The 26,214-nt window shown below is 57.3% G+C and carries 25 protein-coding genes and 1 pseudogene; 22 read left to right on the forward strand and 4 right to left on the reverse strand.

All coding sequences use genetic code 11. The features are described 5' to 3' along the window. Positions 1–16 precede the first annotated feature (16 nt). The 4 genes from AC0L8N_RS09025 (at position 17) to ubiA (ending at position 5,681) form a co-directional block, all read left to right on the forward strand. Positions 17–2,176 carry a RelA/SpoT family protein gene (locus tag AC0L8N_RS09025; protein WP_473667306.1) on the forward strand — a complete coding sequence of 720 codons (2,160 nt, stop codon included), beginning with the start codon at positions 17–19 and terminating at the stop codon, positions 2,174–2,176. A gap of 37 nt (positions 2,177–2,213) precedes the next feature. After that, positions 2,214–2,597 (forward strand): RidA family protein, encoded by a 384-nt coding sequence (locus tag AC0L8N_RS09030; protein ID WP_473667308.1) that lies wholly within the window; start codon positions 2,214–2,216, stop codon positions 2,595–2,597. Positions 2,598–2,611: 14 nt separating this feature from the next. Then, positions 2,612–4,693: an ATP-dependent DNA helicase RecG gene (gene recG, locus AC0L8N_RS09035; RefSeq protein WP_473667309.1), complete on the forward strand. Its 2,082-nt coding sequence runs from the start codon at positions 2,612–2,614 to the stop codon at positions 4,691–4,693. 70 nt (positions 4,694–4,763) lie between these two features. Continuing rightward, on the forward strand, positions 4,764–5,681 hold the full coding sequence (ubiA, locus tag AC0L8N_RS09040) for a 4-hydroxybenzoate octaprenyltransferase (RefSeq protein ID WP_473667310.1): 918 nt from the start codon (positions 4,764–4,766) through the stop codon (positions 5,679–5,681). Here the strand turns inward: ubiA and AC0L8N_RS09045 are convergent. Then, positions 5,651–6,121 carry a ComF family protein gene (locus AC0L8N_RS09045; protein ID WP_473670252.1) on the reverse strand — a complete coding sequence of 157 codons (471 nt, stop codon included), beginning with the start codon at positions 6,119–6,121 and terminating at the stop codon, positions 5,651–5,653. The two genes, ubiA and AC0L8N_RS09045, sit on opposite strands and share 31 nt — an antisense overlap. Positions 6,122–6,199: 78 nt before the next feature. Further along, a pseudogene (locus AC0L8N_RS09050) lies at positions 6,200–6,634 on the reverse strand (double zinc ribbon domain-containing protein); the annotation flags it as partial. Here AC0L8N_RS09050 and AC0L8N_RS09055 point away from each other — a divergent pair. The 5 genes from AC0L8N_RS09055 (at position 6,537) to AC0L8N_RS09075 (ending at position 11,874) form a co-directional block, all read left to right on the forward strand. Then, positions 6,537–7,370, forward strand: a complete 834-nt coding sequence (locus AC0L8N_RS09055) for a methyltransferase domain-containing protein (RefSeq protein WP_473667311.1) — start codon at positions 6,537–6,539, stop codon at positions 7,368–7,370. The pseudogene AC0L8N_RS09050 and the gene AC0L8N_RS09055 overlap by 98 nt on opposite strands. A 443-nt stretch (positions 7,371–7,813) precedes the next feature. Continuing rightward, a complete protein-coding gene (gene coxB / locus AC0L8N_RS09060) occupies positions 7,814–8,617 on the forward strand; it encodes a cytochrome c oxidase subunit II (protein ID WP_473667313.1) in 804 nt (267 codons plus the stop codon). Between the two features lie 53 nt (positions 8,618–8,670). Continuing rightward, positions 8,671–10,284, forward strand: coding sequence for a cytochrome c oxidase subunit I (gene ctaD / locus AC0L8N_RS09065; protein WP_473667314.1), 1,614 nt, complete (start codon positions 8,671–8,673; stop codon positions 10,282–10,284). A gap of 129 nt (positions 10,285–10,413) precedes the next feature. Further along, a complete protein-coding gene (locus AC0L8N_RS09070) occupies positions 10,414–10,989 on the forward strand; it encodes a cytochrome c oxidase assembly protein (protein ID WP_473667316.1) in 576 nt (191 codons plus the stop codon). Positions 10,990–11,004: 15 nt separating this feature from the next. Next, on the forward strand, positions 11,005–11,874 hold the full coding sequence (locus AC0L8N_RS09075) for a cytochrome c oxidase subunit 3 (protein WP_473667317.1): 870 nt from the start codon (positions 11,005–11,007) through the stop codon (positions 11,872–11,874). 80 nt (positions 11,875–11,954) lie between these two features. On the opposite strand, the gene AC0L8N_RS09080 is transcribed toward AC0L8N_RS09075, so the two are convergent. Beyond that, complete coding sequence (locus tag AC0L8N_RS09080) at positions 11,955–12,155, reverse strand: twin transmembrane helix small protein (RefSeq protein ID WP_473667319.1); 201 nt, start codon at positions 12,153–12,155, stop codon at positions 11,955–11,957. Between the two features lie 72 nt (positions 12,156–12,227). Here AC0L8N_RS09080 and AC0L8N_RS09085 point away from each other — a divergent pair, with 72 nt between their 5' ends. From AC0L8N_RS09085 to AC0L8N_RS09110, 6 genes are all read left to right on the forward strand, one after another. Then, on the forward strand, positions 12,228–12,923 hold the full coding sequence (locus AC0L8N_RS09085) for an SURF1 family protein (protein WP_473667321.1): 696 nt from the start codon (positions 12,228–12,230) through the stop codon (positions 12,921–12,923). Then, the gene (locus AC0L8N_RS09090; protein ID WP_473667323.1) at positions 12,907–13,488 is read left to right on the forward strand and encodes a hypothetical protein; all 582 of its coding nucleotides are present in this window, start codon (positions 12,907–12,909) and stop codon (positions 13,486–13,488) included. Before AC0L8N_RS09085 ends, AC0L8N_RS09090 begins: the two co-directional genes overlap by 17 nt. Positions 13,489–13,537: 49 nt before the next feature. Next, positions 13,538–14,413, forward strand: coding sequence for a heme o synthase (locus tag AC0L8N_RS09095; protein ID WP_473670105.1), 876 nt, complete (start codon positions 13,538–13,540; stop codon positions 14,411–14,413). A gap of 177 nt (positions 14,414–14,590) precedes the next feature. Next, positions 14,591–15,130 (forward strand): RNA polymerase sigma factor, encoded by a 540-nt coding sequence (locus AC0L8N_RS09100; protein ID WP_473667324.1) that lies wholly within the window; start codon positions 14,591–14,593, stop codon positions 15,128–15,130. 38 nt (positions 15,131–15,168) lie between these two features. Continuing rightward, positions 15,169–15,810: an anti-sigma factor family protein gene (locus tag AC0L8N_RS09105; RefSeq protein WP_473667326.1), complete on the forward strand. Its 642-nt coding sequence runs from the start codon at positions 15,169–15,171 to the stop codon at positions 15,808–15,810. A 26-nt stretch (positions 15,811–15,836) separates the two neighbouring features. Continuing rightward, on the forward strand, positions 15,837–16,217 hold the full coding sequence (locus AC0L8N_RS09110) for a hypothetical protein (RefSeq protein WP_473667328.1): 381 nt from the start codon (positions 15,837–15,839) through the stop codon (positions 16,215–16,217). Positions 16,218–16,379: 162 nt separating this feature from the next. Here the strand turns inward: AC0L8N_RS09110 and AC0L8N_RS09115 are convergent, their stop codons facing one another. After that, the gene (locus AC0L8N_RS09115) at positions 16,380–16,868 is read right to left on the reverse strand and encodes a hypothetical protein (protein WP_473667329.1); all 489 of its coding nucleotides are present in this window, start codon (positions 16,866–16,868) and stop codon (positions 16,380–16,382) included. A gap of 370 nt (positions 16,869–17,238) precedes the next feature. On the opposite strand from AC0L8N_RS09115, the gene AC0L8N_RS09120 reads away from it, so the two are divergent. The 7 genes from AC0L8N_RS09120 to AC0L8N_RS09150 all read left to right on the forward strand — a co-directional run bounded on the left by AC0L8N_RS09120 (position 17,239) and on the right by AC0L8N_RS09150 (position 26,212). Next, positions 17,239–18,801 carry a hypothetical protein gene (locus AC0L8N_RS09120; RefSeq protein WP_473667330.1) on the forward strand — a complete coding sequence of 521 codons (1,563 nt, stop codon included), beginning with the start codon at positions 17,239–17,241 and terminating at the stop codon, positions 18,799–18,801. 98 nt (positions 18,802–18,899) lie between these two features. Beyond that, complete coding sequence (gene uvrD / locus AC0L8N_RS09125) at positions 18,900–21,086, forward strand: DNA helicase II (protein ID WP_473667331.1); 2,187 nt, start codon at positions 18,900–18,902, stop codon at positions 21,084–21,086. A 60-nt stretch (positions 21,087–21,146) separates the two neighbouring features. After that, positions 21,147–22,523 (forward strand): Trk system potassium transporter TrkA, encoded by a 1,377-nt coding sequence (gene trkA, locus AC0L8N_RS09130; RefSeq protein WP_473667332.1) that lies wholly within the window; start codon positions 21,147–21,149, stop codon positions 22,521–22,523. A 22-nt stretch (positions 22,524–22,545) separates the two neighbouring features. Beyond that, on the forward strand, positions 22,546–23,997 hold the full coding sequence (locus tag AC0L8N_RS09135) for a TrkH family potassium uptake protein (RefSeq protein ID WP_473667333.1): 1,452 nt from the start codon (positions 22,546–22,548) through the stop codon (positions 23,995–23,997). After that, positions 23,997–24,326 (forward strand): tetratricopeptide repeat protein, encoded by a 330-nt coding sequence (locus tag AC0L8N_RS09140; RefSeq protein WP_473667334.1) that lies wholly within the window; start codon positions 23,997–23,999, stop codon positions 24,324–24,326. The genes AC0L8N_RS09135 and AC0L8N_RS09140 overlap by 1 nt, the downstream gene beginning before the upstream one ends. Next, on the forward strand, positions 24,323–24,838 hold the full coding sequence (locus tag AC0L8N_RS09145) for a TRAP transporter small permease subunit (RefSeq protein WP_473667335.1): 516 nt from the start codon (positions 24,323–24,325) through the stop codon (positions 24,836–24,838). Before AC0L8N_RS09140 ends, AC0L8N_RS09145 begins: the two co-directional genes overlap by 4 nt. Positions 24,839–24,841: 3 nt before the next feature. Next, complete coding sequence (locus AC0L8N_RS09150) at positions 24,842–26,212, forward strand: TRAP transporter large permease (RefSeq protein ID WP_473667336.1); 1,371 nt, start codon at positions 24,842–24,844, stop codon at positions 26,210–26,212. The last annotated feature ends 2 nt before the right edge of the window (positions 26,213–26,214 follow it).

Genomic DNA, 26,214 nt, shown 5'->3' on the forward strand with positions numbered 1-26,214 from the left:
GCAGGTAACATGAAGCATGGACTACGCCGCATCCATTCTTGCGAGATTGCCAGGCCGGGCCGCCAGCCGCGACCACGGTTTGCGGCAGCTGCTGGTCAAACTACGCACCTACCTCACTCCTGATCAGATAAAGCTGGTCGTCAAAGCGTACCGCTTCGGCGCCGCCGCCCACGAAGGCCAGCGCCGCCGGAGTGGCGAAGACTATATTTCCCACCCCGTGGCAGTCGCCAGCATACTGGCCGATATGCACATGGATGCGCAGGCCATATCCGCCGCAATCCTGCACGACGTAGTTGAAGACACCGAGATCGGCATCGCCGACCTCGAGAAGGAATTCGACAGCGAGATAGCGACGCTGGTTGATGGCGTCAGCAAACTCGATCAAATGCCATTCAACAGTCGCGCCGAAGCGCAGGCTGAGAGCTTTCGCAAGATGATGCTGGCGATGATCGAGGACATTCGCGTGATCCTCGTGAAACTCGCTGATCGCCTGCATAACATGCGTACGCTGGATTCCATGCCACGCGAGAAGCAGGCCCGCATCGCCCGCGAAACCCTGGAAATTTACGCACCGATCGCCAATCGCCTGGGCATCAACCGCATGAAGGTCGATCTCGAAGACCTGGGCATGCGTTACCTGCACCCTTACCGGTATCGGGTTCTTGAGAAGGCCCTGCGTCGTTCAAAAGGCAATCAGCGCCAGATACTGCGCAAGATGGCCGATCGAATGCGCAAAGCGCTCCAGGAACAGAAGATCGACGGCGAAGTGGTAGGCCGCGAGAAGCACCTTTACAGCATCTACAAGAAGATGGCGGAAAAGAAGCGCTTGTTGAACGACATCGTCGACGTATACGGTTTTCGTATCGTGGTGAACGACGTCAACACCTGCTATCGCGTGCTCGGCATCGTGCATGGTTTGTACAAACCGATGCCCGGGCGCTTTAAGGACTACATCGCAATACCGCGAATCAACGGCTACCAGTCACTGCACACAACCCTGTTTGGTCCGAAAGGGCTGCCGCTCGAAGTGCAGATTCGCACCGTACAAATGAACCGCGTGGCAGAGTCAGGCGTCGCCGCACACTGGCAATACAAGGCAGAAGACAAATCGAGTGCAACACCGCAGCGGCGCGCACGCGAATGGTTGTCGCGACTCGTGGAAATTCAGGAACAAGGCAGTTCGGAAGAGTTCCTGGAGAACGTGAAAGTTGACCTGTTCCCGGACAAGATCTACGTGTTCACGCCCAAAGGCGACATCATGCCGATGCCGAAAGGCGCGACAACCGTTGACTTCGCCTACGCCGTCCACACCGACATCGGCAATCGTTGTGTTGCTGCGAAGGTAGATCGCAACCTGGTTCCCCTGCGCACCCAGTTGCAGAATAGCCAGACTGTCGAGATCGTCACTGCGCGCGGCGCGAAACCGAACCCGAACTGGGTCACCTTCGTGACCACGGCGAAGGCGCGCTCAGCGATTCGCTTGTACATGAAGCAAATGCGCTCCAGTGAATCCACCGACCTTGGCAAACGCCTGCTTGATCGCTCACTCAAGGACCTGGGCTCATCGTTGCGCAAGATCGGCAAAGTGCGCATGCGCGAAGCTCTGAATGAACTCAGCCTCGACAGCCCGGAAGGTCTGTACGAACAACTCGGGCTTGGTGAGCGGCTCGCGCCATTGGCCGCCCGGGTAGTGCTTGGCATTAGCGAAGACGGCGAAAAGAAAGATGCCAGGGCGAGCTTGACGATATCCGGTACGGAAGGGCTCGTTGTCACCTACGCCAAGTGTTGCTACCCGATCCCGGGCGACGAGGTCATGGGTTACCTGAGCACTGGTCGCGGTATCGTGATCCACCGCAATAACTGCGGCAATCTTTCGAATTTCCGCAAGCAGCCCGATAAGTGGATCTCCGTTGATTGGGAGAAAGAACTGCAGCGCGAATTCACCACCCAGATCCGGATCGAAACCATCAATCGCACCGGCGTACTCGCCGAAGTGGCGGCCACAATCGCCGATGCCGGCTCCAATATTGAACAGGTATCGGTCGGAGACCGGCACGACGACTGTTCCGAGCTCACGTTCCTGATTACGATTCGGGACCGCACGCATCTGGCAAACATCATGCGTCGCGTACGAACAATGCAAAACGTGGCTCGCGTCACCCGCGACTGCGCCTAGAATTAGTTAACCCAGTACAGAACCTCAGGAGACAGTCTTGTCCAGGAAAGTCATACACAGTGATAACGCGCCTGCCGCCATTGGCACCTACTCGCAGGCAGTAGAAGTAAACGGACTCGTATTCATGTCCGGGCAGTTACCGCTTGATCCGGTCAGCATGGAAATCGTTGAGGGTGATTTTGCCGCACGCGCACACCAGGTATTCAAGAACATGGCGGCTATTTGCGAAGCCGCGGGCGGCTCAACCGATGACATCGTAAAAGTGAATATTTTCCTTACCGATCTCAGCAGTTTCGCCACGGTCAATGAAGTCATGGCCCAATACTTCACTGAACCCTACCCGGCGCGCGCCGCCATCGGCGTCGCCAGCCTGCCTAAAGGCACGGATATCGAGGCCGAGGCAGTTCTGGCCGCCTCTTGAACTGACTTGCCCACGTGGCCGACCAACCCCTGCATGCCGCACTGACGACACTGAAAGGGGTTGGTCCGGCTCTCGTTCAGAAACTTGCCAGGCTACGCCTGGAAAATGTTGAAGACCTGCTGTTTCTGCTGCCGTTGCGCTACGAAGACCGCACAACGGTACGGCGGATTGGTGAGTTACTGCCAGGGACCCGCAGCCTGGTTTGTGGCGAGGTCCTGCTGGCGGAAACCGTGTTTCGCGGCCGACGCAGCTTGCTGGTCCGTATAGCGGATGGCAGTGGACAGCTCACCCTGCGCTTTTTTCATTTTTCCTCACAACAACAGGCGCAGTTCCGGCCCGGCGTAAAGCTTGCCTGCTTTGGCGATGCACGACTTGGCAGCGCTGGAATGGAAATTGTCCACCCGGAATACCGCATCGTTCGCGAGGGCAACAACCCGCTCGCCAGCGATACCCTGACTCCGATTTACCCTATTACTGACGGCGTACCGCAGGGCCGTATGCGCAGTCTTGCAGCACAGGCAGTCGCGATCATGCGCCGTGCACCGCCCGCCGAGCTGCTGCCTGACAGCCTGCGCGACGAACTTGAAATGCCAACGCTGGCTGAAGCATTGAGCTACCTGCACCAGCCACCCGTGGATGCCGACCTGGCACTGCTGGCGAGCGGCACGCATCCTTGTCAACAACGCCTGGCATTTGAAGAACTGCTCGCGCACTACCTGAGTCTGCGCAACCTGCGCCGGCTCGCCAGTCAGGAAAAATCTCCCCCGTTACCGACCGACGCAGGCTTGCACAAACAATTCCTGCAGAGCCTGCCGTTCACAATGACCGGCGCACAAACGCGGGTGATCGACGAAATTCTCGCAGACCTGAAACTGGCGCAGCCGATGATGCGCCTGATTCAGGGCGATGTCGGCTCGGGCAAGACCGTGGTTGCAGCGATGGCCTGTTTGCAGGCTATCGGCAGCGGCTTGCAGGCTGCCGTTATGGCACCCACTGAGCTGTTGGCCGAACAGCACTTGCAGAGTTTTGAGTCCTGGTTCGAACCGCTGGGCATCGAGCCTTGCTGGCTCGCCGGAAGCCAACGCGCGGCGGCACGGCGCGAGTCACAGGCGTCGATTGCGAACGGCGACGCCCGCCTGATTGTTGGCACGCATGCGCTGTTTCAGGACCGTGTCGATTTTCACAGGCTGGGTCTCATCGTAATTGATGAGCAGCACCGCTTCGGCGTTCACCAACGCATGGCATTGCGCGACAAAGGTGCTGACGGTCTGGGTCAGCCACACCAGCTGGTGATGACCGCCACACCAATCCCGAGGACGCTGGCGATGGCAGCGTATGCTGATCTCGACACCTCGATCATTGATGAGTTGCCGCCGGGAAGGCAGCCAGTTACTACAGTGGCACTGCCGGAAACGCGCCGCGAACAGGTTATTGAGCGAGTCCGCGAAGCCTGCGCTCAAGGTCAACAGGCCTACTGGGTTTGCCCGCTGATTGAAGAATCAGAGTTGCTTGATTTTCAGGCCGCCGAACTGAGTTATGCACAGCTCAGCGAGGCTTTGCCTGAGTTGCGGATCGGGCTCGTGCACGGACGCATGAAAGGTCCGGACCGGGACCTGATCATGCGCGCGTTCAAGGCCGGCGACATCCATCTGCTCGTCGCGACGACGGTTATTGAAGTCGGTGTCGATGTCGCCAACGCCAGCCTGATGATTATCGAGAACGCGGAACGCATGGGTCTGTCGCAGTTGCATCAGCTGCGTGGCCGCGTTGGCCGCGGCGCCGCGCAAAGCCATTGCGTGCTGCTCTACAAACAACCGCTCGGTAAGATCGCGAAAAGTCGTCTGGGTGTCTTGCGCGATACCAACGACGGCTTCATCGTCGCGCAACGGGATCTCGAACTGCGCGGGCCGGGTGAACTGCTGGGCACGCGCCAGACCGGTTTGCCGCAATACCGCATTGCCGATCTCAGCCGCGACGGCGAACTGATGCCCAAGGTGCAAAAGACAGCGCAAACCGTACTGCGGGAAAGCCCGGCCATCGCGACGGCACTGGTGCGCCGCTGGATTGCCGACGCTGGTCGCTACGGTAAGGTTTGATCCGTTTGTTTAAGCAGCGGTGTGCTTTCACAGTGGTCGCATCCGCGGAATTCAGTACACTCTCGCTGCAATGAATACCAACAAACCCGTGAACCGCAGCTCGGGCAATGCCGCTTTGCTGAGCCAGCTCCGCAATTACCTGTTGCTGATGCGAATGAATCGGCCGATAGGTATCTGGCTGTTGATGTGGCCGACCTTGTGGGCGTTATGGCTGGCAGGCGAAGGGCATCCCGATTCCGGCCTGTTCGTCGTCTTCGTACTCGGCGTCGTGGTAATGCGCGCCGCTGGCTGCGTATTGAACGACTTCGCGGACCGAAATATTGACCCGTACGTCGAACGGACCCGTAACCGGCCGATACCCAGCGGCGCCGTGGCGCCGTTGGAAGCGCTCGCATTGTTCGTCGCGTTGTCGCTGATCGCGATCGGGCTCGCTTCCATGCTGAACAGTCAGGCACAGATTCTGGCCGTGGTCGGTGCCGGACTCACCGTCGTGTACCCGTTTATCAAACGGTTTATTTCCGTGCCGCAGTTTTTCCTCGGCGCCGCGTTCGGCTGGGCTGTACCGATGGCCTTTGCCGCGCAAACAGGGCAAACGCCGCAGCTCGCCTGGATCGTGTTTCTTGCCGCGCTGATCTGGGCCACGATTTACGACAGCTTTTACGCCATGGTTGATCGCGAGGACGATCTGAAGATCGGCGTGAAATCCACGGCGATCCTGTTTGGCGATGCTGATCTGTTTGTTATCGGTGCGCTGCAGGTACTTATGCTGGTGGCGTTGATTTTCGCTGGCAATATGGCGGAACTGGGGCCGTGGTACTTTGCCTCGCTGCTGATCGCGGCGCTCATGATGGCCTGGCATCAATGGCTGGCGCGCGATCGGGACCGCGACGGTTGCTTCAAGGCATTTCTGCACAACCACTATATAGGCATGGCGGTGTTTATCGGCATTGTCCTGCACTACACCTTTGAGACTCCGCTACCGGGCTGACGCCCGTTCGCCGCTCGCGCCACCGTCAATACACCGACTTGTTTGGCACCGTTCGCCCGCAGCAAGAGGCTGAGCTGCCAGCAGGTTTCGCCGGTGGTCATGACATCGTCGATCAACAGCGGGTACTGACACCGGAGCGGCGCCGCCAATGCAAAGGCAGCACGCAAATTGCGGCGACGCGCTGCACGACCGAGGCCACTCTGCGCCGCGGTAGCGCGCACCCGGCGCGGCGCAGTTTCTATGCGCAACCCTGTTGCTCGTGCCAATGGCCGGCAAATTTCCTGCGCCTGGTTAAAACCTCGGAATGCCTGTCGCCAGCGATGCAGGGGGACCGGCACCAATGCATCCACAGATGCGAATTCCCGCTGGAGTATCGGCAGCATGATCTCCGCGAACGCGGCTGCATACGCCAGCTGTGCGGAAAACTTCAGCGCTTTCAATGCAGTACTTACGGGCCACTCGTAGGGCAGCGCCGCGCGGCATTTCGACCATGGGGGCGGGCGCTGCTGGCAACGGCCGCAGCACAGATCGTCAGCTGCCGAAATCGGCAAGGGCTCACTGCAAAGCGGGCAGACGGGGCCGAGCGCAGGGAGATCTCGGCGACAGCCATCACACAAGCGTCCACCATGCACGGGCTGCGCGCAAAAGACGCATACCGTCGGGAAACCGCGAGCTATCAGAGCGCCAATGTGCATGCCTCGATGCTCGCAAACCGCTGCCAACACCGCGATCCGTGTTTCCCAGTGACATTGGCAGATAATCGGCCGCCAGACCGTATCGCGGTGCGCCTGCATTGCCCGTATGCTATCGCCCGCCATGGAACCGCCAGATACAAAAACGCCACGCCAGCGAGAAGTGCAGAGACGCTTCGACCGCTGCGCAGGCGACAGTGACGCAGCCGAATTTCTGTTTGCGACCAGCCGCGCCGGCCTGCTTGACCGCCTGCAGCCCATGCAGCTGGACGTGGAGCGGGTACTGATCCTGGGGGCAGGGACAGGCGCGCTCAATCAGGAACTCGGTAAACGCTTTCGTGGCAGTCAATTGTTCGGCCTCGACCTGTCCCTCAACATGCTGCGACGCAACCGTCAGGCGAGCTCGCTGTTTTCCCGAAGCAAAGTACTGCAAGCAAACGCAGAGGCAATTCCCCTGAAAGACGGGAGCGTGGACGTCGTGGTTGCGAACCTGTTACTGCCGTGGATCGCCGATCTGCCGATGCTGTTCCACGAGGTCGCGCGGGTCTTGCGCAAAGACGGCCTGTTCGCGTTTTCCGCGCTCGGCCCGGAAAGCCTCCATGAACTCCGCAGCGCATTTCAGGAAGATGCGCCAGCCCACGTGCGGGAGTTTGCCGATATGCACAATGTCGGTGACGCGCTGGTGCGCGCGGGCCTGCGTGACCCCGTGCTGGATATCGACCACCTGCACATCGAATACAGCGATACCCGCGCTCTGTTTCGCGACCTGACCGTGACCGGCGCTCGCAATACCCTTGCTGGCCGACGCCGTTCTCTGACGGGCAAACAACGATTCGGCCGAATCAAGGAAGCGCTGGATAGTCAATTTCATGAGCAGCGGCTTAGGCTTACGCTTGAATTGGTGTACGGACATGCTTGGGGTGGCGGCCCGCCCGTTAACAGCAGCGAGTTCAGTTTCAATGTCGACGATTTGCGCGGTCGGCGACGCAGTCGCTAGATTTGCCGGAAAGTTTCCACAAGCCAAATCAGGTCCGCGGGCTAAGTGGTTGTTAATGAAATAATTTGTCTTCCGCGCCGACGGTCCGTCTGTTTGCAAGCCGTACGCGCTTTCAGTAAACTTCGCTGGCTTTTTGACCAGCCGGTGTCGACATTGGATACCGGGCAGCGGAACTGCCGGGTACCCGCATGCAGGCTTAAAGCCTCCGAACACTGAGCGGAGCTCAAGGTACCCGGACTTGCCACCCTGAAACCGACTCGTGATTTTGGCCTCACAGCCGAAGTTAGCGGTACGGTTTTGCGGTGAATCGACAGCCCTGACTTAACGACAGGCTGCGGTGGCTATCGGCTTGGCTTTGCTTTGCCGAGCTTGGTGACGATGTAACGCGTGCCTTACGTACTGGATGGAATTTTGGGTGACACGAGTCACCGGGTGAAGCTTCGATGATACGAAAACTGTGCCTCAGCGCGGCCGGACTACTGTTTGCCGGCAATGCCTTCGCGGACTGGACGCTGAATATGCCGAAAGGCGTAACCGAATTGAGTGTGGAAACCTACGGGCTGCACATGATGGTGTTCTGGTGGTGTGTAGCCATCGGCTTCGGTGTATTCGGTGTGATGATCTATTCGATGGTCAAGCATCGGAAATCTCAGGGCGTGAAGCCCGCCAGCTTTTCGCACAGTACGACCGCGGAAATAGTCTGGACCATCATCCCGATCATTATTCTTCTGGTGATGGCTGTGCCGTCGGCCGAAACGCTGGTCAAACTCGAAGACAGCCGTAAACCCGACATGACAGTGGTCATCACCGGTTACCAGTGGAAGTGGCATTACAGCTATCAGAATGAAGATGTAGCGTTCTTCAGCAGTCTTGCCCGGACCAGTGCGGATGCCCGACGTAAGAATTCCGGTATCGACCCGTTCAGCGTCGACAACTACCTGCTTGAAGTTGACCGACCGCTGGTTGTGCCCAAAGGCAGCAAGGTTCGCCTGCTACTGACCTCGAATGACGTTATCCATGCATGGTGGGTTCCGGAGCTGTCGATCAAAAAAGACGCAATCCCGGGCTACATGAACGAGATGTGGTTCCGTGCAGAAGAAACCGGAACGTTCCGCGGACAGTGCGCGGAGTTGTGCGGCAAGGATCACGGCTATATGCCCGTTGTCGTTGAAGTGGTTGAGCCGGAGGCATTTGCTGCCTGGCTGGCCGCAGAGCAGGACAACACGGCGCCAGTCGCCGCTAACTAACAGTTTGGAATACCGGCGGGCCCGTTAGAGGGCGCGCTGCTGGAGATAGATTGATGAGTACTGCAGTGACGGACGCAGCCGCGAGCCACGACGACCACGATCACCACGGACCAGCCAAAGGCATCAAGCGCTGGCTGTTCACGACGAACCACAAAGACATCGGCAACATGTACCTGATCTTCAGTCTGATCATGTTCTTTGTCGGTGGCTCTATGGCCCTCGTCATTCGCTCAGAGCTGTTTAGCCCGGGCTTGCAATTCGTGCATCCCGAGTTCTTCAACCAGATGACCACGATGCACGCGCTGATCATGATTTTCGGCGCCGTTATGCCGGCCTTTGTGGGCCTCGCAAACTGGATGGTGCCGTTGATGATTGGTGCGCCTGACATGGCGTTGCCGCGCATGAACAACTGGTCGTTCTGGATTCTGCCCGTTGCCTTCACGATGCTGCTGTCCACGCTGTTCATGCCAGGCGGCGCACCGGCCGGCGGCTGGACCATGTATCCGCCGCTGGTTCTGCAGACAGGCGATGCGTTTCCGTTCCTGATTTTTGCCGTCCATCTGATGGGTTTCAGCTCGATCATGGGCGCGATCAACGTCATCGTAACGATCATCAACATGCGCACACCGGAAATGACCTTGTTGAAGATGCCGATGTTTGTCTGGACCTGGTTGATTACGGCCTACCTGCTGATTGCCGTAATGCCGGTACTCGCTGGCGCAGTCACCATGCTGCTGACGGACCAGTTCTTCGGCACCAGCTTCTTCCTTGCCGCCGGCGGCGGTGACCCGGTCATGTTCCAGCACATCTTCTGGTTCTTCGGTCATCCCGAGGTGTACATCATGATCCTGCCGGCATTCGGCGTGGTGTCTGAGATCATCCCGACCTTTGCCCGCAAGCCGCTGTTCGGGCATGACTCGATGGTGTACGCAACAGCCAGTATTGGCTTCCTGTCGTTCATTGTCTGGGCGCATCACATGTTCACGGTCGGCATGCCGCTGACCGGTCAGTTGTTCTTCATGTTCGCGACGATGCTCATCTCCGTCCCGACCGGCGTGAAAGTATTCAACTGGACCGCAACCATGTGGCGCGGTTCCATGACCTTTGAAACTCCGATGCTGTTCGCGCTGTCGTTCCTGTTCCTGTTCACGATTGGTGGTTTCTCGGGCCTGATGCTGGCTATCGTGCCAGCTGACATTCAGTACCACGACTCATACTTTGTCGTAGCTCACTTCCATTACGTACTGGTACCGGGTGCCGTCTTTGGCATCATGGCGGCTGCCTACTACTGGCTGCCGAAGTGGACCGGCACGATGTACAACGAGAAGCTGGGACAATGGCATTTCTGGTTGTCGACGATATTCGTCAATCTCACGTTCTTCCCAATGCACTTCCTGGGCCTCGCGGGGATGCCACGACGCATACCTGACTACGCCACCCAGTTTACCGATTTCAATGCCGTTGCAAGTATTGGCGCGATCGGCTTCGGTGTATCGCAATTGTTGTTTGCTTACATCGTAATCCAGTGCGCGCGCGGCAAAGGCGATACGGCCACGGCGGAAGTATGGGAAAACCCGAAGGGTCTGGAATGGACCGTACCTTCGCCTGCGCCTTATCACACGTTCGATGAGCCACCGAAATTGTCGAAAGCCGGAGCATTTGAGTGATGGACCAAATTCGTAATAGCGAACTTCAGCAGAAGCGCCGCATACGCAATCATACGTTGCTGTTCGCAGGCATTGCGTTGGTGGTGTACATCGGTTTCATAACAATTAGCGGATTACGCTGAGACAGCCATGAGCACGCGGGGCACTTCAGCCAACAACGATAACCGTTCACTGGCAGTTCGCTTGCTGGTGATGGCCGTCGGAATGTTTGGTTTCGGATTCCTGCTTGTTCCTCTGTACGACGTATTTTGCGACCTCACCGGTTTCGGCGGCAGAACCAACGAAACCGCGGTGGTTATGGAAGAGAATCGGGATGAGAGCCGTGAGATACAGCTCGAGTTTGTGACTACGGTCAATGAGTTCGCGCCGTTCGCTTTCGAACCAACCGTCGAGTCCATGACAGTGCAGGCGGGTGGTTTGTACGAAGCAGTGTTTACCGCACGCAATTTAACCGGCCGCAGCAAGATAGCGCAGGCCGTGCCCAGCGTCGCACCATCGATCGCGGGCAGTTTTTTCAAGAAGCTGGATTGCTTCTGCTTTACCTACCAGGAATTTGCGGCCAATGAAGAACGCGAATTGCTGGTGCGTTTTATTGTTGATTCAGAGCTGCCCGACTACGTCGATACGCTCACCTTGTCATATACGTTTTTCGACACAGCCCGCCTGACCGACAACAGTCGGCAGGCCGCCACTTCCAACCAGTAAGTTTCGGATACCCACATGTCATCACACGCTGAAGATCGTTATTACGTCCCCCACGGCAGTCACTGGCCAGTGGTCGGTTCAATTGGCCTGTTCTTTTTGATGGTTGGAGTATCGACCTGGTTCAACGGTTCGGACGCAGGTTACTGGGTCATGCTTTTCGGCGCGGCGATCGTCATCTTCATGCTGACCGGCTGGTTTTCGAACGTGATCGCGGAAAGTCGGGGCGGTTTGTACAACAGTCAGGTCGACAAGTCCTTCCGCATGGGCATGTTCTGGTTCATTTTCTCCGAAGTTATGTTCTTTTCGGCGTTTTTCGGCGCTCTGTTCTATGCCCGCAACATGTCCGTGCCCTGGCTTGGCGGAGACAGCAACAACTTCTTTACCAATATGCTGCTCTGGTCAGGTTTCGAAAACACCTGGCCGACCAACGGCCCGGCAGAAATGGGCGGTGAGTACGAAAAGATGGGTCCGTTCGGTCTGCCTTTGCTGAACACCGCGATCCTGTTGTTGTCCAGTGTCACGATTACAATCGCGCACCACGCGCTGCTGCACAATCAGCGCAAGATCCTGAACGTCTTCCTGGCAGCAACATTCTTGCTGGGTTACTTCTTCGTGGTCATGCAGGCGGAGGAGTACATCCACGCCTACCAGGAGATGAACCTGACAATGACCTCGGGCATTTACGGCGCAACGTTCTACATGCTGACGGGTTTCCACGGCATGCACGTAACGATTGGCGCAATAATGCTGACGGTCATGTGGGTGCGCACGATGAAAGGGCACTTTACTCCGAAGAATCATTTCGGCTTTGAGGCCGTCGCGTGGTACTGGCATTTTGTCGACGTGGTCTGGCTCGGCCTATACGTCTTCGTTTACTGGATGTAAAAAAAAGCGGCGCTAAAGGCGCCGCTTTTTTTGCTGGGTCTCAATGGGCTGGCTGTACGCCGTCCCTGCAATGCCGGGTCTTACGACCCAGGCATTGGCCCCAGCCAGCCCAGAAAGTACGACGCAAGCAACGCCAGCAGCAAGACGACTGACAATGCGACCCGGATTTGCAGTGACTTGAGCACGCGCGACGAACCCTGCCCATCTTTACTAAGATAAAACAGGCCAGAACCCAGACTTGCCACAATCGCAATCAGCATTGCGATAATAAAGAATTTCATTGAGGCTCCAGTGAGCAACTGCCAGTACGGCATTATAACGTGATCGAGACACGAAACATTCAGCAGATGGCAATGAAGTGGCTTCCGCCAGTGGCGGGGGTCCTGTTGATTGTCATGTTCGTCTCACTCGCGAACTGGCAGCTAGACCGGGCCGAGGAGAAGGAAGCCACTGCCGCGCTGTTTGACGAAAATGCGACGCCGGTTGAGCTGGCAAGTGTTACGGAGCCGCTTCGTTTTCAGCCGGTGACCACCCGCGGACGTTACCTGCCAGAGCAACAGTTTCTGATCGACAATATCGTGAACAATGGTCGGGTCGGCTATTACGTTGTAACGCCATTCGAGGTGGCTGGCGGAGACCAGGTCGTACTCGTCAATCGCGGCTGGCTTGCCAAACCGCGAAACAGCGACGAATTGCCGGCGATTTCTGTCGGGAGCGAGATTCGTGACCTATCTGCGCGGGTCGGCCGTCTGCCGCGGGTGGCACTGCGCCCGGACCGCGCCGTGCGAGCCAACCAAAGCTGGCCGAAAGTGGCGGTCTATCCTGAAATCTCTGACCTGGCGTCTGAACTGGGTCGACCGGTCTCAGAAATGATTTTGTTGCTGGCGCCGGAGGCCAGCGATGGCTACGGAAGGAGCTGGCGACCGCCGGAGAAAGGGTCGATGATGCATTACGGCTATGCGTTCCAGTGGTCCGCACTGGCGTTAACCGTATTGGTAATTCTGGTTTATCAACTCAGGAAAAAATTCAGGCATGAACAACGGACCTGACAGGAAGCGTTCCGGACGCCTGCAATTGCTGCTGGTCGGGCTGGTATTCTTGTTACCACTGGTGGCGGCCAGCTGGATGTATTACAGCGGTAACGCGCCACGGCCGCAGGCGACTACGAATCATGGAGAGTTGCTCACGCCGATTCAAAACGTGAATGACATACTTGGCGAAACGGCTTTTACCGGGGCAATTGCCGATCATTGGGCACTGGTCTACGTATACCCGGCGCCATGCGCAACGACTTGCGGCGATGCTTTGTACAAGTTGCGGCAAAGTCGGCTGATGCTCGGTAACGACATGAACCGGGTGGTCCGGGTGATGTTGCACGGTTCTGAGGCGCCGGATACCCTGTTGCTAACCGAGGAGCACGCAGGCTTGATTGCCCTACAAGAGTCAGCGGCAGACCGTTTGTTGAACAATACACACCCATTTGACGACGATTCCGGTGGCTATTACCTGATTGACCCGCTCGGCAATCTTGTGATGTATTTTCCGACGGACATAACGCCACGCGACCTGGTTGACGACATCGAACACCTGCTGAAACTGTCGAGCATCGGCTAGTGAGCAGGCACGCGGAGGACCGGGTTTGAACACGAGCAGCCTGCATTACATGACGCAATGGCGTGACTATTACGAGCTGACCAAGCCCCGCGTCGTAATGCTCATCGTGTTTACCGCCGTGGTCGGAATGTTTCTCGCTGTACCGGGATTACCCAATATTGCCGCGCTGGTGTTTGGAACTGTCGGCATTGGTCTTGCCGCCTCATCGGCAGCCGTGATCAATCATTTGCTCGATGCCCGTATTGACGAAAAGATGGCACGCACCCGTTCGCGGCCTTTGCCACAGGGCAAACTGAACGAGCGCCAGGCATTAATATTTGCGGTGGCGCTGGGCGCGCTGTCGATGTTGATTCTGACGGTTCTCGTTAATGCCCTGACGGCTGTCCTGACATTCGCATCGCTTATCGGTTACGCAATCATCTATACCGTTTACCTGAAACGAGCGACTCCACAAAACATTGTAATCGGTGGCGCGGCCGGTGCCGCACCGCCGGTGCTGGGCTGGACCGCTGTTACCGGTGAAATCCACAGTGACGCGTTACTGCTGTTCCTGATCATATTCATCTGGACACCGCCACATTTCTGGGCGCTCGCCATTGCCCGCAAAGATGATTACAAAAACGCAGGCATTCCGATGTTGCCGGTCACTCACGGCAATGCGTTCACCCGCAAATACATAATGCTCTACACCATATTGCTGGTGTTGATTACGGTCATGCCTTACCTGTCCGGCATGAGTGGCTTGATATACCTTGTGACCGCGCTGTTGCTCGGCGCCGCCTTCCTCTATTACGCGTGGCTACTGTTGAAGAACGATGGACTGGATTTGCCCATGCGCGTCTTTCGTTTTTCGATCAATTACCTAATGGTGCTGTTTGCAGCGCTGTTGCTTGATCACTATTTCATCATTCGCCTGCATATCTGAACTGTTCACCCGTTCACAGTCGTCCGGGACTCAGCCTGCAACTATTGGCAGCAATCCTGAATCACGCGGTCCTGCTCTGAACGCAAAGAAACCGTCGATGCAAGGTGGCAGCACAGACCGGTCACCGCCACAGATGGCCAGTTACTCAATAGCCGGTGTACGAGAAGCAGTATTACGATGAGTTCGAAACAAAACAGGCAAGAGTTCGAGCGATTGCTGAGACCGTATCTCCCCAAACTGTACAGACTGGCCTGCCGTCTGACGGCCAGCAAGATTGATGCCGACGACCTGTTTCAGGACGTGCTCGCGCGTCTCTTCCCACGCCTGCAAGAACTGCAAGAGCAGGGCCAGGCAGCTACCTGGCTTGCGGGGGAAATGTACAACCGTTTCATTGACGATCAGCATCGATTTTCGCATCAGCGCGCACTCACGGACGAAGTCCGGGGCTTGACCGGCAACAGGGTGGACAGCCTCAGCAGTACCGGTGACAACCTGCACGACGTAGTGTGGCGCGAACAGGTGCAGACGCTGGGCCGGGCACTTGAAATGTTGAACGAGGCGCAGCGGGTGACCCTGTTGCTGCACGATGCAGAAAGCTACAAGCTCGCCGAGATACAAAGTATTACCGGGGACTCAATCGGCACGATAAAGTCCAGACTGCACCAGGCCCGGGCCCGGTTGCGGGAAATTTTGCCGGATGATGGGACTTTTCTGTAACGAACAGCGGGTAACAATCAGGGAGAGAAGGAGATGAAATGGCCTGCGTGACAGTTCGCGATCAGTTGGATGAATATATCGATGACATGCTGCCGGCGGTCGACCGCAGCGCGATTGAAGCTCATGTTGCCGACTGCGTGTCCTGCCAACGATTGACTGGACGCGAACGCGAGCTGCGCGAACTGCTGCAGGCGTTTGGTGAATCGTCCGTGCCCATTCCGGACGAAGAGTTTTTTGCCAAGGCGCTGGACAATGCCGCCAACGAAGGCAGCCGACAGCATCGCAACCGATGGCTGGCTACGGCGCTGGCCGTCGGGCTGATTGCATTAATTGGGCTGTGGATTACCAATGCTGTGCGGGTCGACACACCTTTGCCCGCCGCTCTCACGCAGTATCCGGTAGTCAGCCTGACGATTGGCGAACCTCGGGTAGTGAATCTGGTCTTCACCAGTTCATCGGCGCTGACAGCCGCCAGCCTGACCCTGCAGCTGCCGGCAGGCATTGAGCACATGGGTTTTCCCGGAAAGCGCGAGGTTAACTGGTTGACCAACGTGCAAAGTGGCCGCAATCTTTTGCCGCTGACGTTTGTCGCTACGGCAGACGTGGCTGGTGAGGTTGTTGCAACGCTTGAACACGGCACCAATGTTCGCGAGTTTCGGCTGCAAATTGACGTCTTTTGAAAACAGCGCTCTATAAGGATCGGACTATGAGCAACTGGCAATTTCTGGTGACAGCTATCGCGATCACATGGCTCGCGTTGCCTGTGTTTGGCCAGACCGAGGATGAGCTGGAAGTCACTATGGAAGTTATGGACACGCTTTCCGACCTTGACGGTGACCTCAACGAAATGCGCGGTCCGCGAGCCTCATTGCGCCCGGACGAGCAGGCTGACGAGAGCGCCGAAGAGCGCGACCAGCGGCTTAACGCTGAGGCGGAGGCCGCTCTCGCCAAACAGTTTGCGGGGATCGAGGATGACTTCGAGTACGACGACGTTAACAATGACTTCGATACAGCCATCAACGCGCAGGACGACTACGAACGGTCTGAAGAAGTCGACACTGACGAGCTCGTTGAATCGCTGCCCTGAAGTGCGCGGTCAGTTCTCCGGCAGCAACGCAAGCTGTTAACGGCTGACAATCATTGTCGTGCCCTCGGCCTGCCCGACCCTGCAATATCGTCGGGCACTCTTGCCGCCAGCGGGCACTACTGGTTCTCGAGACAAGATCGCCGGAGTGCGTAGACGGCCCGGTTACTCGCTGCCGGTGGCAACTTGCGGCAAAGGATGGGGGATGCGCAAAGCAGTCACGTCGACGTAGGTTCGCGCTTGCAGCTTGAAGACCGCTGCTGCGTTACTTGGGTGTACAAGCTCGTCAAGGTTTGCACTGCCATACGCTGAGATTTCAGCAACGTCCTCGCCCTTCAACGCCAACGCTTTCGGGGTCGCCGGAACGTCCTGCGTCCAGGCGCCGCGCAGGCCGGCAGCCGGAACAAAACAATTCAAGTTGTTTGCAACATAATGCTGCAACAGCGCATCCGTATTGCAGCCAAGGCGACTGCTCGCTTCTGCGAAGGAGTACCACGCTTGATCAGATTGCGGCGCGACGGCTGTTCCCGCATGGCCTAATTGGCGCAGTTCGCTGTATCGGAAAGCTTGTGTCGAAGTCATCTTTTCGATGCCGGAATCCGTTTCAACACAGACGCGCCCACTGTCGCCGTTTAAGGCGCGTACGCGTTTCATAATATTTTCTAGTTTGGTCACTTGGCCAGTCCAACGGTCAGAACAAAAGTAAGGTGGCAGTCTAGACAGTGGCTGCCGTGGCTTATGTGACCTCCTTCGCAATCCGGTAACTATCGACCAATAATCGCGACGGCGACATTTTCTCTGCCGAGTCGTCCGCCGGCGGGCATTGCCCGCGTCGGCCGGTCCGACGGCGGCGGCAATGCCATTCCGGTTTTTTTTGCGCTAAGTCTAAGTTTTGAGACCGGATGCTCGCATCTGCCGGATTTCCGGGTAGTTTATGCCCAAATCAGTACACCAGACGCACCCGGACACCCCGCATGTTTAAGGCTCGACACTTTTCCCGCCCTGGCTACCTGCCAGCCTTGTATTGGCTCTCGGCAGCCTCGTCCCCGGGCAGGCGGCATTTTCTGCCAGCGCTGAAGAAATGTTCGCCGACGGCAACCGGCTGTACCGCGATGACCTGTACTGGGCGGCATTGCTGCGCTATCAGCAAGCCGCCGATGCGGGACTTGATTCCTCTCTATTGCATTACAACACCGGCGTGGCGCACTACCGGGCTGGCCAGTTCCCGCGCGCCGGGCGTGCTTTCGAGCGCGCCGCAAGCGACCCCGGTCTGCTGCACATCGCGCACTACAATCTTGGCCTGACCGCGATGGCTGCTGGCGAACGCAGTACCGCTCTTGAGTGGTTTCGGCAGGTTGAAGCACAGCAATCCCGGCCACAACTGGCGGCGCTTGCAACACTCGCCATTGCCCGACTTGATCGTAACGACCGTGATCTATCGGCAGAGGATGAACCCGAGGGACCCGCGCCGTTGCCCCGACCGAACGGTTTCAGCGTTCGTGCTCTGGTGGGTTTCGGCAGCGATGACAATGCTTACCGCAGTCCGGACGAAGAGTATCTGGACCGCACCCGCAACGGCGCGCCGCTAACGGTACCGGTCGTTCAATCCGGCGCGTTCTATCCGTATGACGTCACCGCCAAATACACCGTCAACAGCTTCGAACATGAATCATTTTTTGGCCGCTACCGTGTCGCCGGCCGCTACTACCAGGACCCGGAACTGAGCAACGCGGATACCACTTCCCACGAAGTTGCGTTCGGAACAGAGTACCGGCGACGCAGCGAAAACCGAGAACGCAGGATCCGCAGTGCATTCACCGTAGCGCAACACAGCCAGGTCTGGTTCGACCCTGACGACGGCACCGAGCGCAATATTGATGGCGAAGACATTGGCGAACGCCTGTCTTTCATGCGTTATGGACCGGAAGTATGGGCCCGACAGTCATTCTCGCGATTGTCGTTCAATGTGCACTTCAAGGGCCAGATCTGGAACTACGAAAATTCCGACCCGGTGCCCGAATACGATCACGAGTACCTGAAGGGCGGCCTCAGTGTCCAATACCGATTCACATCGACATCATTATTGCGGCTCGAGGGCGATGTCTATCAACGCCGCTTCGGTGATCGGCGCGCCTTCGAACTGGATGGCACGCAAAGCATTGACAGCGAAACGCTGCGTTACGATTACCTGAATTACGGCGCGACCGCACGCCAGCGCGTAACCCGTGCCTTTTGGTTCGGCCTGCGTTACGCGCACACGACGCGGGAAGACAAGTACGTGGGCTATAACGATTATGTGCGTGACAGTTACGGTGCGGATATGAGCTTGCGGATTTCGGACAAGTTTAGAATTCGCGTCGAAGGCTGGTATCACAACTACAACTACACCAACGCGCTGGCCTACCACGACCCCGCTGCCGGCCGTAAGACCATGGAATCGGCCGACGGACGGGTTACGGCGCGCTGGCAGATCAGCGACCATTTCGGCATCGTCGGCAGCTTTGAGTACGACGACACTGCGTCGAATGATCACCGCATCGACTATACCCGCAGTCAATTCATGCTCGGACTGCGCTGGGAGCAGTAGTCCGCGGAATAGCAGGATTTGCAACTGGAATCGGCACAACAGGGACGGAACTTTCTCTGCTAGACTGCCTTGTTTTCAGAGTTCCCGCTGAAAGCTCGATGGACGTAACCCCAATACTTGACTCACTGAATGACGCACAACGCACCGCCGTTGCTGCGCCATCCGAGCCGTTGCTCGTCATTGCTGGCGCAGGCAGTGGCAAAACCCGCGTGCTTACGCATCGCGCTGCCTGGCTGATCGATGTAGAGGGGGTCAGCCCGCAAAGTCTGCTCGCCGTGACTTTCACCAATAAAGCCGCCGCAGAAATGCGCAATCGAATTGAGAATCTGCTGAAGATGCCAGCCAGCAACCTTTGGGTCGGGACCTTTCACGGACTGGCTCATCGCTTGCTGCGACGCCACTGGCGCGAAGCAAAACTGCCGCAGAGTTTTCAAATCATCGATTCAGACGACCAGTTACGCTTGCTGAAGCGCCTGTTCAAGAGCCTGGATCTCGACGACAGCAGTTTCGCGCCGCGTGATGTGCAGTACTTCATTAATGCGCAGAAAGACGAAGGCCTCCGACCACAGCATATCGACGACGGTGGCGACGAAACACGCCGCCAGCTCATTTCGCTGTACCAGAGTTATCAGGAAATTTGTGACCGCGGCGGCCTGCTGGATTTCGCCGAGTTATTGTTGCGCGCACACGAGCTGTGGCGGGACAACCCCACCGTTCTTGAGCATTACCGGGCGCGTTTCCGGCATTTGCTGGTCGATGAGTTTCAGGACACCAACGCTATTCAGTACGCGTGGTTGCGCTTGCTGGCCGGCAAGACAGGCGTTCTGTTTGCGGTCGGCGACGATGACCAGTCTATTTATCGCTGGCGCGGCGCGCGCGTTGAACACATCTATAGCTTTCAGAAAGACTTTCCGGCCGCTTCGATTGTGAAGCTGGAGCAGAACTATCGCTCGACCTCCACCATCCTGAATGCCGCCAACGCCGTCATCGCCAATAACAGCTCACGTATGGGCAAGAACCTGTGGACTGACGGCACAGACGGCGAACCGATACGGGTGTATTCCGCGTTCAATGAACGAGACGAGGCCGACTTCATCATCGGGCGTCTGCGCGACTGGAGCGATCAGGGTCACGCACGCACCGACGCGGCCATTCTTTATCGATCGAATGCCCAATCCCGCGTACTTGAAGAAGCGCTAATGAACGCGCGAATTCCCTACCGGGTTTACGGCGGCCTGCGCTTTTTCGAGCGCCAGGAGATCAAAGACGCACTCGCCTATCTGCGACTTGTTTCGAATCGTGACGATGACAGCGCGTTCGAACGCGTCGTTAACCGGCCGACGCGAGGCATCGGCGCACGTACGGTCGAATTAATGCGCGCCTACGGCAGGGACAATTCCTGTTCGATGTGGCGCGCGGCGGGTGCGATCACCAGCGATGCGCTGGCTGGTCGCGGCGCAAAATCCGTCGTCGCGTTTATGAGTCTGATTGAACGGATTGCACGCGAGTCCGAACCGCTGGATCTTGCCGGCAAAGTTGATCACGTCATCCAACAGAGCGGACTGATCGAATTTTTCCGTAAGGAAAAAGGCGAGAAGGGCGAGACCCGTATCGAAAACCTCGAAGAGCTGGTCAGCGCAGCGCGAGGCTTCAATCCCGACGTCGCCGAAGAGGGCATGAGTGAGCTCGATGGCTTCCTCGCGCACGCAGCGCTGGAAGCCGGCGAGGGTCAGGCGGACGCATGGGAAGATTGTGTGCAACTTATGACCATGCATTCGGCAAAAGGTCTGGAATTCCCACTGGTCATCATGTGTGGGCTGGAAGACGGGCTGTTCCCTCACCAGCGCTCATTAAATGACATGAGCGGTCTCGAGGAAGAGCGGCGCCTTTGTTACGTCGGGATAACCCGGGCGCGTCAGTTGCTGTACCTCACTCATGCGGAGCAGCGCCGATTACACGGTATGGACAGTTACGCACAAAAATCACGTTTCATCGGCGAGATTCCCAGCGAACTGGTGGAAGAGATTCGGCCGAAAGTTCAGGTCAGTCGCCCGGTTTCACCCAGCCCGGCACTGCGACACAAGAGTGACCGCACCAGCCTGCGTGCCGGCTCAGCCGCCGATATAGGCGTACGACTCGGGCAACGCGTGAGACATGCGAAATTTGGTGATGGCGTGATATTGAATTGCGAAGGGCACGGTGCGCACGCGCGCGTCGAGGTCAACTTCGAGAATGCCGGGAGCAAATGGCTTGTGCTGAGCTATGCCAACCTGGATCTGATGTAGAATCGCCCGAAGTATCGAAATAGCAAAGGCGCGATTGCGCTTTAGGACCCTGCTCCTGATATGAAGATTTTGATTCTAGGCGCCGGCCAGGTCGGCTCTTCGGCTGCATATCATTTGTCGCGCGAGGAGGCCAACGAAGTCACCGTGGTCGACATGCGCGCCGACGTACTCCGCGACTTGCAGGACAGGCTCGATATCCGCACCGTCGTTGGCCACGCAGCTTACCCCGACGTGCTGGAACGCGCTGGCGCCAATGACGCCGATATTATTGTCGCGCTCACGGATTCTGACGAAACCAATATGGTCGCCTGTCAGATTGCCTACACGCTCTATCACACGCCCACCAAGATCGCCCGCATCCGCTCAGCCGAGTACATGAGTGCGAAGAAGCTGTTTACCCAGGATGCGATTCCGGTCGATGTACGCATCAGTCCGGAACAGCTGGTCTGCGAATACGTTGCTCAGCTGATTCTGTACCCCGGCGCACTTCAGGTGCTGGACTTCGCTAACGGCCGGGTTCGACTCGTCGGTGCCCGGGCGGATGAAGGCGGCCTGTTGGTGGGCAAGAAAATTTCGACGCTGAAGGAGCACATCCCGAATACGGAAGGCCGCATTGCGGCTATTTATCGTGCCGGCCAATCCTTGCAACCTGATGGCGACACTATCGTGCAGGAAGGCGATGAAGTTTTCTTCATTGCCGCCCGTCAGGATATTCGCATCTTCATGAGCGAAATGCGGCGACTGGAAGACCCGGTTCGGCGAGTGGTTATTGCCGGCGGTGGCAACATCGGCATACGACTCGCGCATGCACTGGAGCAAACCAACCAGGTCAAGATCATAGAGCGCGATCCGAAACGCGCCAGACTGATCTCTGAACAACTGAACAAGGCTATCGTGCTGGTTGGCGATGCGGCGGATGAAGAATTACTGCTCGAAGAGAACATCGACAACGTCGATGTCTTCTGTGCACTCACTAATGCAGAAGAGGCCAACATCCTGTCAGCGATGCTGGCGAAACGGCTTGGTGCACACAAGGTGATGGCACTGATCAATCGGCCTTCTTACGCAGAGCTCGTCGAATCAGGCACGATCGACATCGCCATATCGCCGCAACAGGTAACGATCGGCTCATTGCTGGCCCACGTGCGACGCGGTGATGTTGTTAAAGTGCATTCTCTGCGCCGCGGCGCCGCTGAGGCGATCGAGGCGGTCGCGCACGGCTCGGAATCAGATTCAAGAGTAGTCGGCAGAAGAATAGAGGATATCGACCTGCCGCGCGGCACAACGATAGTGGCTGTGGTGCGGGGCGATGAGGTCATGATTGCCCACCACGACACGGTGATCGAGTCTGATGATCATGTCATTCTGTTTATGACCGACCGACGCAAGATCGAGAGTCTGGAGAAGTTATTCCAGGTTGGCGTCAAATTCGTTTGATTCACGGCCGGCAGCAAACACCATGAACTGGACTACTGTTCAACGCATCCTCGGACTGCTGCTGATGCTGTTCAGTATCACGATGTTGCCGCCGATCGTTGTCAGCTTTATTTTCGGAGAAGCGTCCTGGCTGCCGTTTATCCAGGGGTTTGCGTTGACGCTGGTATCAGGAATCATCATCTGGTTTCCGGTCCGTGGCGAACGCAAAGAGCTGCGCTTGCGCGATGGTTTTATTGTCGTCGCGTCATTCTGGACCGTACTGGGTACGTTTGGTGCCGCACCGCTGTTTCTTGCCGACGTGCCGTCAATGTCATTTACGGATGCCGTGTTCGAATCCATGTCCGGGCTAACCACAACCGGGGCGACCGTGTTGACCGGGCTGGATACGCTGCCGAAGTCGATACTCTATTATCGGCAGCAACTGCAGTGGCTGGGCGGCATGGGCATCATCGTCCTCGCTGTCGCGGTCTTGCCAATGCTCGGCGTAGGCGGGATGCAGCTGTACCGTGCGGAAACGCCGGGGCCGGTCAAGGACAACAAGCTCACGCCACGAATTACGGAAACGGCCAAAGCACTCTGGTACGTGTACCTGGCGTTTACAACCTTGTGTACCGTCGGCTATTTCCTCGCCGGCATGGACTGGTTTGACGCGATCTGCCATGCCTTCTCGACAGTGGCGATTGGTGGTTTCTCGACCCATGATCTTTCCATCGGCTACTTCAACAGCACAGCGGTCGACCTGGTTGCGATCGCCTTTATGTTTGCCGCCGGCATAAACTTTTCGCTGCACTTTTTTGCCTGGCGGTTTGTGCAAGTAAAACATTACGCCGCGGACCCGGAGTTCCGCGCCTACACCAAGATGCTGCTGGTCCTGTCGCTGATCGTTGCCGCATCCCTCGCATGGTCGAATACCTACGGCAGCATCAGCGATAGCGTCATCAACGGTGTGTTTCAGGCCGTATCCATTGCGACGACGACAGGCTTCACGACGGCCAATTATTCGGCATGGCCCGGAGCCATTCCCGTTCTGTTGATTTTCTCCAGTTTCGTTGGCGGCTCGGCGGGATCCACGGCGGGTGGCATCAAGGTGATTCGCTGGCTGCTGATTTACAAGCAGGGTGTCCGGGAGATTGCGCGACTGGTACACCCCAGCGCAGAGATTCCCGTAAAGCTTGGCAACAATGCCGTGCCATTTCGAGTGGTTGACGCGGTCTGGGGTTTCTTCTCCGTCTATATCGTCGTCTTCGGAATCATGCTGCTCGCGATGATGGCGACCGGGCTCGATCAGGTCAGCGCGTTCTCGGCGGTGGCTGCTTCTTTGAACAACTTAGGCCCCGGTCTTGGCGAAGTCGCGGCGGGCTTCATGACATTAAGTGATACCGCGAAGTGGATCTCGATGGTTTGTATGCTACTGGGACGACTCGAGATCTTTACACTGCTGGTCTTGATCACGCCGACGTTCTGGAGGCATTGATGAATGACCGCATCGATGCTTTTTCGAAGATGCTTGCGCGTGGCCAGGATTCAGCAATGCTGCGCTTTTCCCTGGGCAACGAATATTACGGGCAAGGTGAGGTAACCGCGGCTATACCGCATTTGCGCGCCGCCCTTGAATTGGACCGTAATTATTCAGCCGCCTGGAAGCTGCTTGGCAAAGCGCTAACGGATACCGGCGATGCGGTCGAGGCAGTGACAATCTACGAAGAGGGTATTCGAATCGCTACCACCAACGGTGACCGACAGGCGGCCAAAGAAATGTCTGTGTTCCTGAAACGCCTGCAACGGCAGATGGATTTGCTATGAATGTAACTTTTGACGACCTTAGTCAACGTCTGGACTCGTTCAGTGAGTGGGTCGGGAAGACCGCTTCCTGGCTGACTCTCGGCATGGTGTTGATAACGGTGGTGATCGTTGTCTTGCGCTACCTGTTCGACAGCGGTTTTATCTGGTTGCAGGAAACTCTCACGTGGATGCACGCGACTGTCTTCATGCTCGGCGCAGCGTACACCTTGCAGCAGGATGAACATGTGCGCGTTGACGTTTTCTACAGCGGCATGAGTGAACGTCGCCGCGCGCTGGTTAATGCGCTCGGTGTATTAATTTTCGTGTTTCCGCTGTGTGGCTATTTATTTTATGAAGCGCTCGATTACGTCGGTCGCGCCTGGGAGATCCGCGAAGTATCGCGCGAGACGGGAGGCCTGCCGTACCCGGCGATGCCGTTGCTGAAATCCATACTGCTACTGATGCCACTGACGCTCGGCTTGCAGGGTTTGTCGATACTGCTGCGTGCAATTGTCACGCTGCGCCGGAGCTGAGCCATGGAATGGGTCGCGTTACTACTGTTTGTCACCATTATTGTTTTGCTGCTCGCGGGTTTCCCCGTTGCCTTCACGCTCGGTGGAACAGCCCTGTTGTTTGCCACTGCCGGGGTCATCGGTGGCGGCTTCGAAGTGGCATTCCTCACCGGGCTGCCGAGTCGGCTGTTCGGCATCATGGGCAACGAGACGCTGATTGCAGTGCCGTTGTTTGTATTTATGGGGATCACGCTTGAACGGGCGAGGATAGCGGAGGACCTGCTCGAAACGCTTAGCGCATTGTTCGGGCGACTACGGGGCGGGTTGGGTATTGCTGTCACTCTGGTCGGCATGTTGCTCGCAGCCAGCACCGGCATCGTCGGCGCGACGGTTGTCACCATGGGGCTGCTCTCGTTGCCCACCATGTTGAAGCGTGGCTATTCGCCGGAAGTAGCGGCCGGCACAATCTGCGCTTCCGGCACGCTCGGCCAGATCATTCCACCGTCGATCATTCTGGTCATGCTGGGCGATGTCATGTCGTCTGCCTACCAACAGGCACAGTTGCAACAGGGTATCTTTTCTCCCAAGACCGTGTCGGTAGGTGACCTGTTTGCAGGTGCGCTGATTCCGGGTTTGCTGCTGGTTGTGCTTTACATGCTGTATTTGTTCGGCCTGGCGATCATCAAACCGGCGTCGATGCCGGCGCGGCCAGATGACGACAGCGAGGTAACGTTTGCGCGCCTCCTTGCAGCGCTCATGCCGCCATTGATACTCATATTCTCGGTGCTGGGTTCGATACTGGGCGGATTTGCAACGCCTACCGAGGCGGCGGGTGTTGGCGCCGCGGGCGGATTGTTAATCGCGCTGCAACGTCGGTCACTGAATTTTGAGCGTCTGCAGGAAATCATGCGTGGAACCCTGCGGGTTAGCAGCATGGTGTTTCTGATCCTGATCGGTGCGTCAGTATTCTCGCTGGTGTTTCGCGGTTACGGCGGTGATGACGCGGTACGCGAATTGCTTGATCACTTGCCTGGTGGCGTATTCGCTGCGGTGCTCGTGGTCATGTTGCTGATGTTTTTGCTCGGCTTCGTTCTCGACTTTATTGAGATTACGTTTGTTGTCGTCCCCATTGTCGCGCCGGTGCTGTTGGCGATGGGGCTCGATCCGGTATGGCTGGGCATTATGATTGCCATCAACCTGCAAACGTCATTTCTCACGCCGCCGTTCGGCTTCGCGCTCTTTTATCTGCGCGGCGTCGCGCCACCGGAAGTCAGCACAGCCGCGATATACCGCGGCGTGATTCCGTTTGTCGCCATTCAGTTACTGGCGCTGCTGATCCTTGCCGCGTTCCCCGAACTGATAACCTGGTTGCCCGAACAGATATACGGCAGCTGACG

It is taken from the genome of Woeseia sp. D3-10 (assembly GCF_055809415.1).

Bases quoted from the DNA above. Each gene is read 5' to 3' on its own strand.
- AC0L8N_RS09025 (WP_473667306.1), top strand. From the start codon at position 17: ATGGACTACGCCGCATCCATTCTTGCGAGATTGCCAGGCCGGGCCGCC.
- ubiA (WP_473667310.1), top strand. From the start codon at position 4,764: ATGAATACCAACAAACCCGTGAACCGCAGCTCGGGCAATGCCGCTTTG.
- coxB (WP_473667313.1), top strand. From the start codon at position 7,814: ATGATACGAAAACTGTGCCTCAGCGCGGCCGGACTACTGTTTGCCGGC.
- ctaD (WP_473667314.1), top strand. From the start codon at position 8,671: ATGAGTACTGCAGTGACGGACGCAGCCGCGAGCCACGACGACCACGAT.
- AC0L8N_RS09070 (WP_473667316.1), top strand. From the start codon at position 10,414: ATGAGCACGCGGGGCACTTCAGCCAACAACGATAACCGTTCACTGGCA.
- AC0L8N_RS09075 (WP_473667317.1), top strand. From the start codon at position 11,005: ATGTCATCACACGCTGAAGATCGTTATTACGTCCCCCACGGCAGTCAC.
- AC0L8N_RS09080 (WP_473667319.1), bottom strand. From the start codon at position 12,155: ATGAAATTCTTTATTATCGCAATGCTGATTGCGATTGTGGCAAGTCTG.
- AC0L8N_RS09085 (WP_473667321.1), top strand. From the start codon at position 12,228: ATGAAGTGGCTTCCGCCAGTGGCGGGGGTCCTGTTGATTGTCATGTTC.
- AC0L8N_RS09090 (WP_473667323.1), top strand. From the start codon at position 12,907: ATGAACAACGGACCTGACAGGAAGCGTTCCGGACGCCTGCAATTGCTG.
- AC0L8N_RS09095 (WP_473670105.1), top strand. From the start codon at position 13,538: ATGACGCAATGGCGTGACTATTACGAGCTGACCAAGCCCCGCGTCGTA.
- AC0L8N_RS09100 (WP_473667324.1), top strand. From the start codon at position 14,591: ATGAGTTCGAAACAAAACAGGCAAGAGTTCGAGCGATTGCTGAGACCG.
- AC0L8N_RS09105 (WP_473667326.1), top strand. From the start codon at position 15,169: ATGGCCTGCGTGACAGTTCGCGATCAGTTGGATGAATATATCGATGAC.
- AC0L8N_RS09110 (WP_473667328.1), top strand. From the start codon at position 15,837: ATGAGCAACTGGCAATTTCTGGTGACAGCTATCGCGATCACATGGCTC.
- AC0L8N_RS09115 (WP_473667329.1), bottom strand. From the start codon at position 16,868: ATGAAACGCGTACGCGCCTTAAACGGCGACAGTGGGCGCGTCTGTGTT.
- uvrD (WP_473667331.1), top strand. From the start codon at position 18,900: ATGGACGTAACCCCAATACTTGACTCACTGAATGACGCACAACGCACC.
- trkA (WP_473667332.1), top strand. From the start codon at position 21,147: ATGAAGATTTTGATTCTAGGCGCCGGCCAGGTCGGCTCTTCGGCTGCA.
- AC0L8N_RS09135 (WP_473667333.1), top strand. From the start codon at position 22,546: ATGAACTGGACTACTGTTCAACGCATCCTCGGACTGCTGCTGATGCTG.
- AC0L8N_RS09140 (WP_473667334.1), top strand. From the start codon at position 23,997: ATGAATGACCGCATCGATGCTTTTTCGAAGATGCTTGCGCGTGGCCAG.
- AC0L8N_RS09145 (WP_473667335.1), top strand. From the start codon at position 24,323: ATGAATGTAACTTTTGACGACCTTAGTCAACGTCTGGACTCGTTCAGT.
- AC0L8N_RS09150 (WP_473667336.1), top strand. From the start codon at position 24,842: ATGGAATGGGTCGCGTTACTACTGTTTGTCACCATTATTGTTTTGCTG.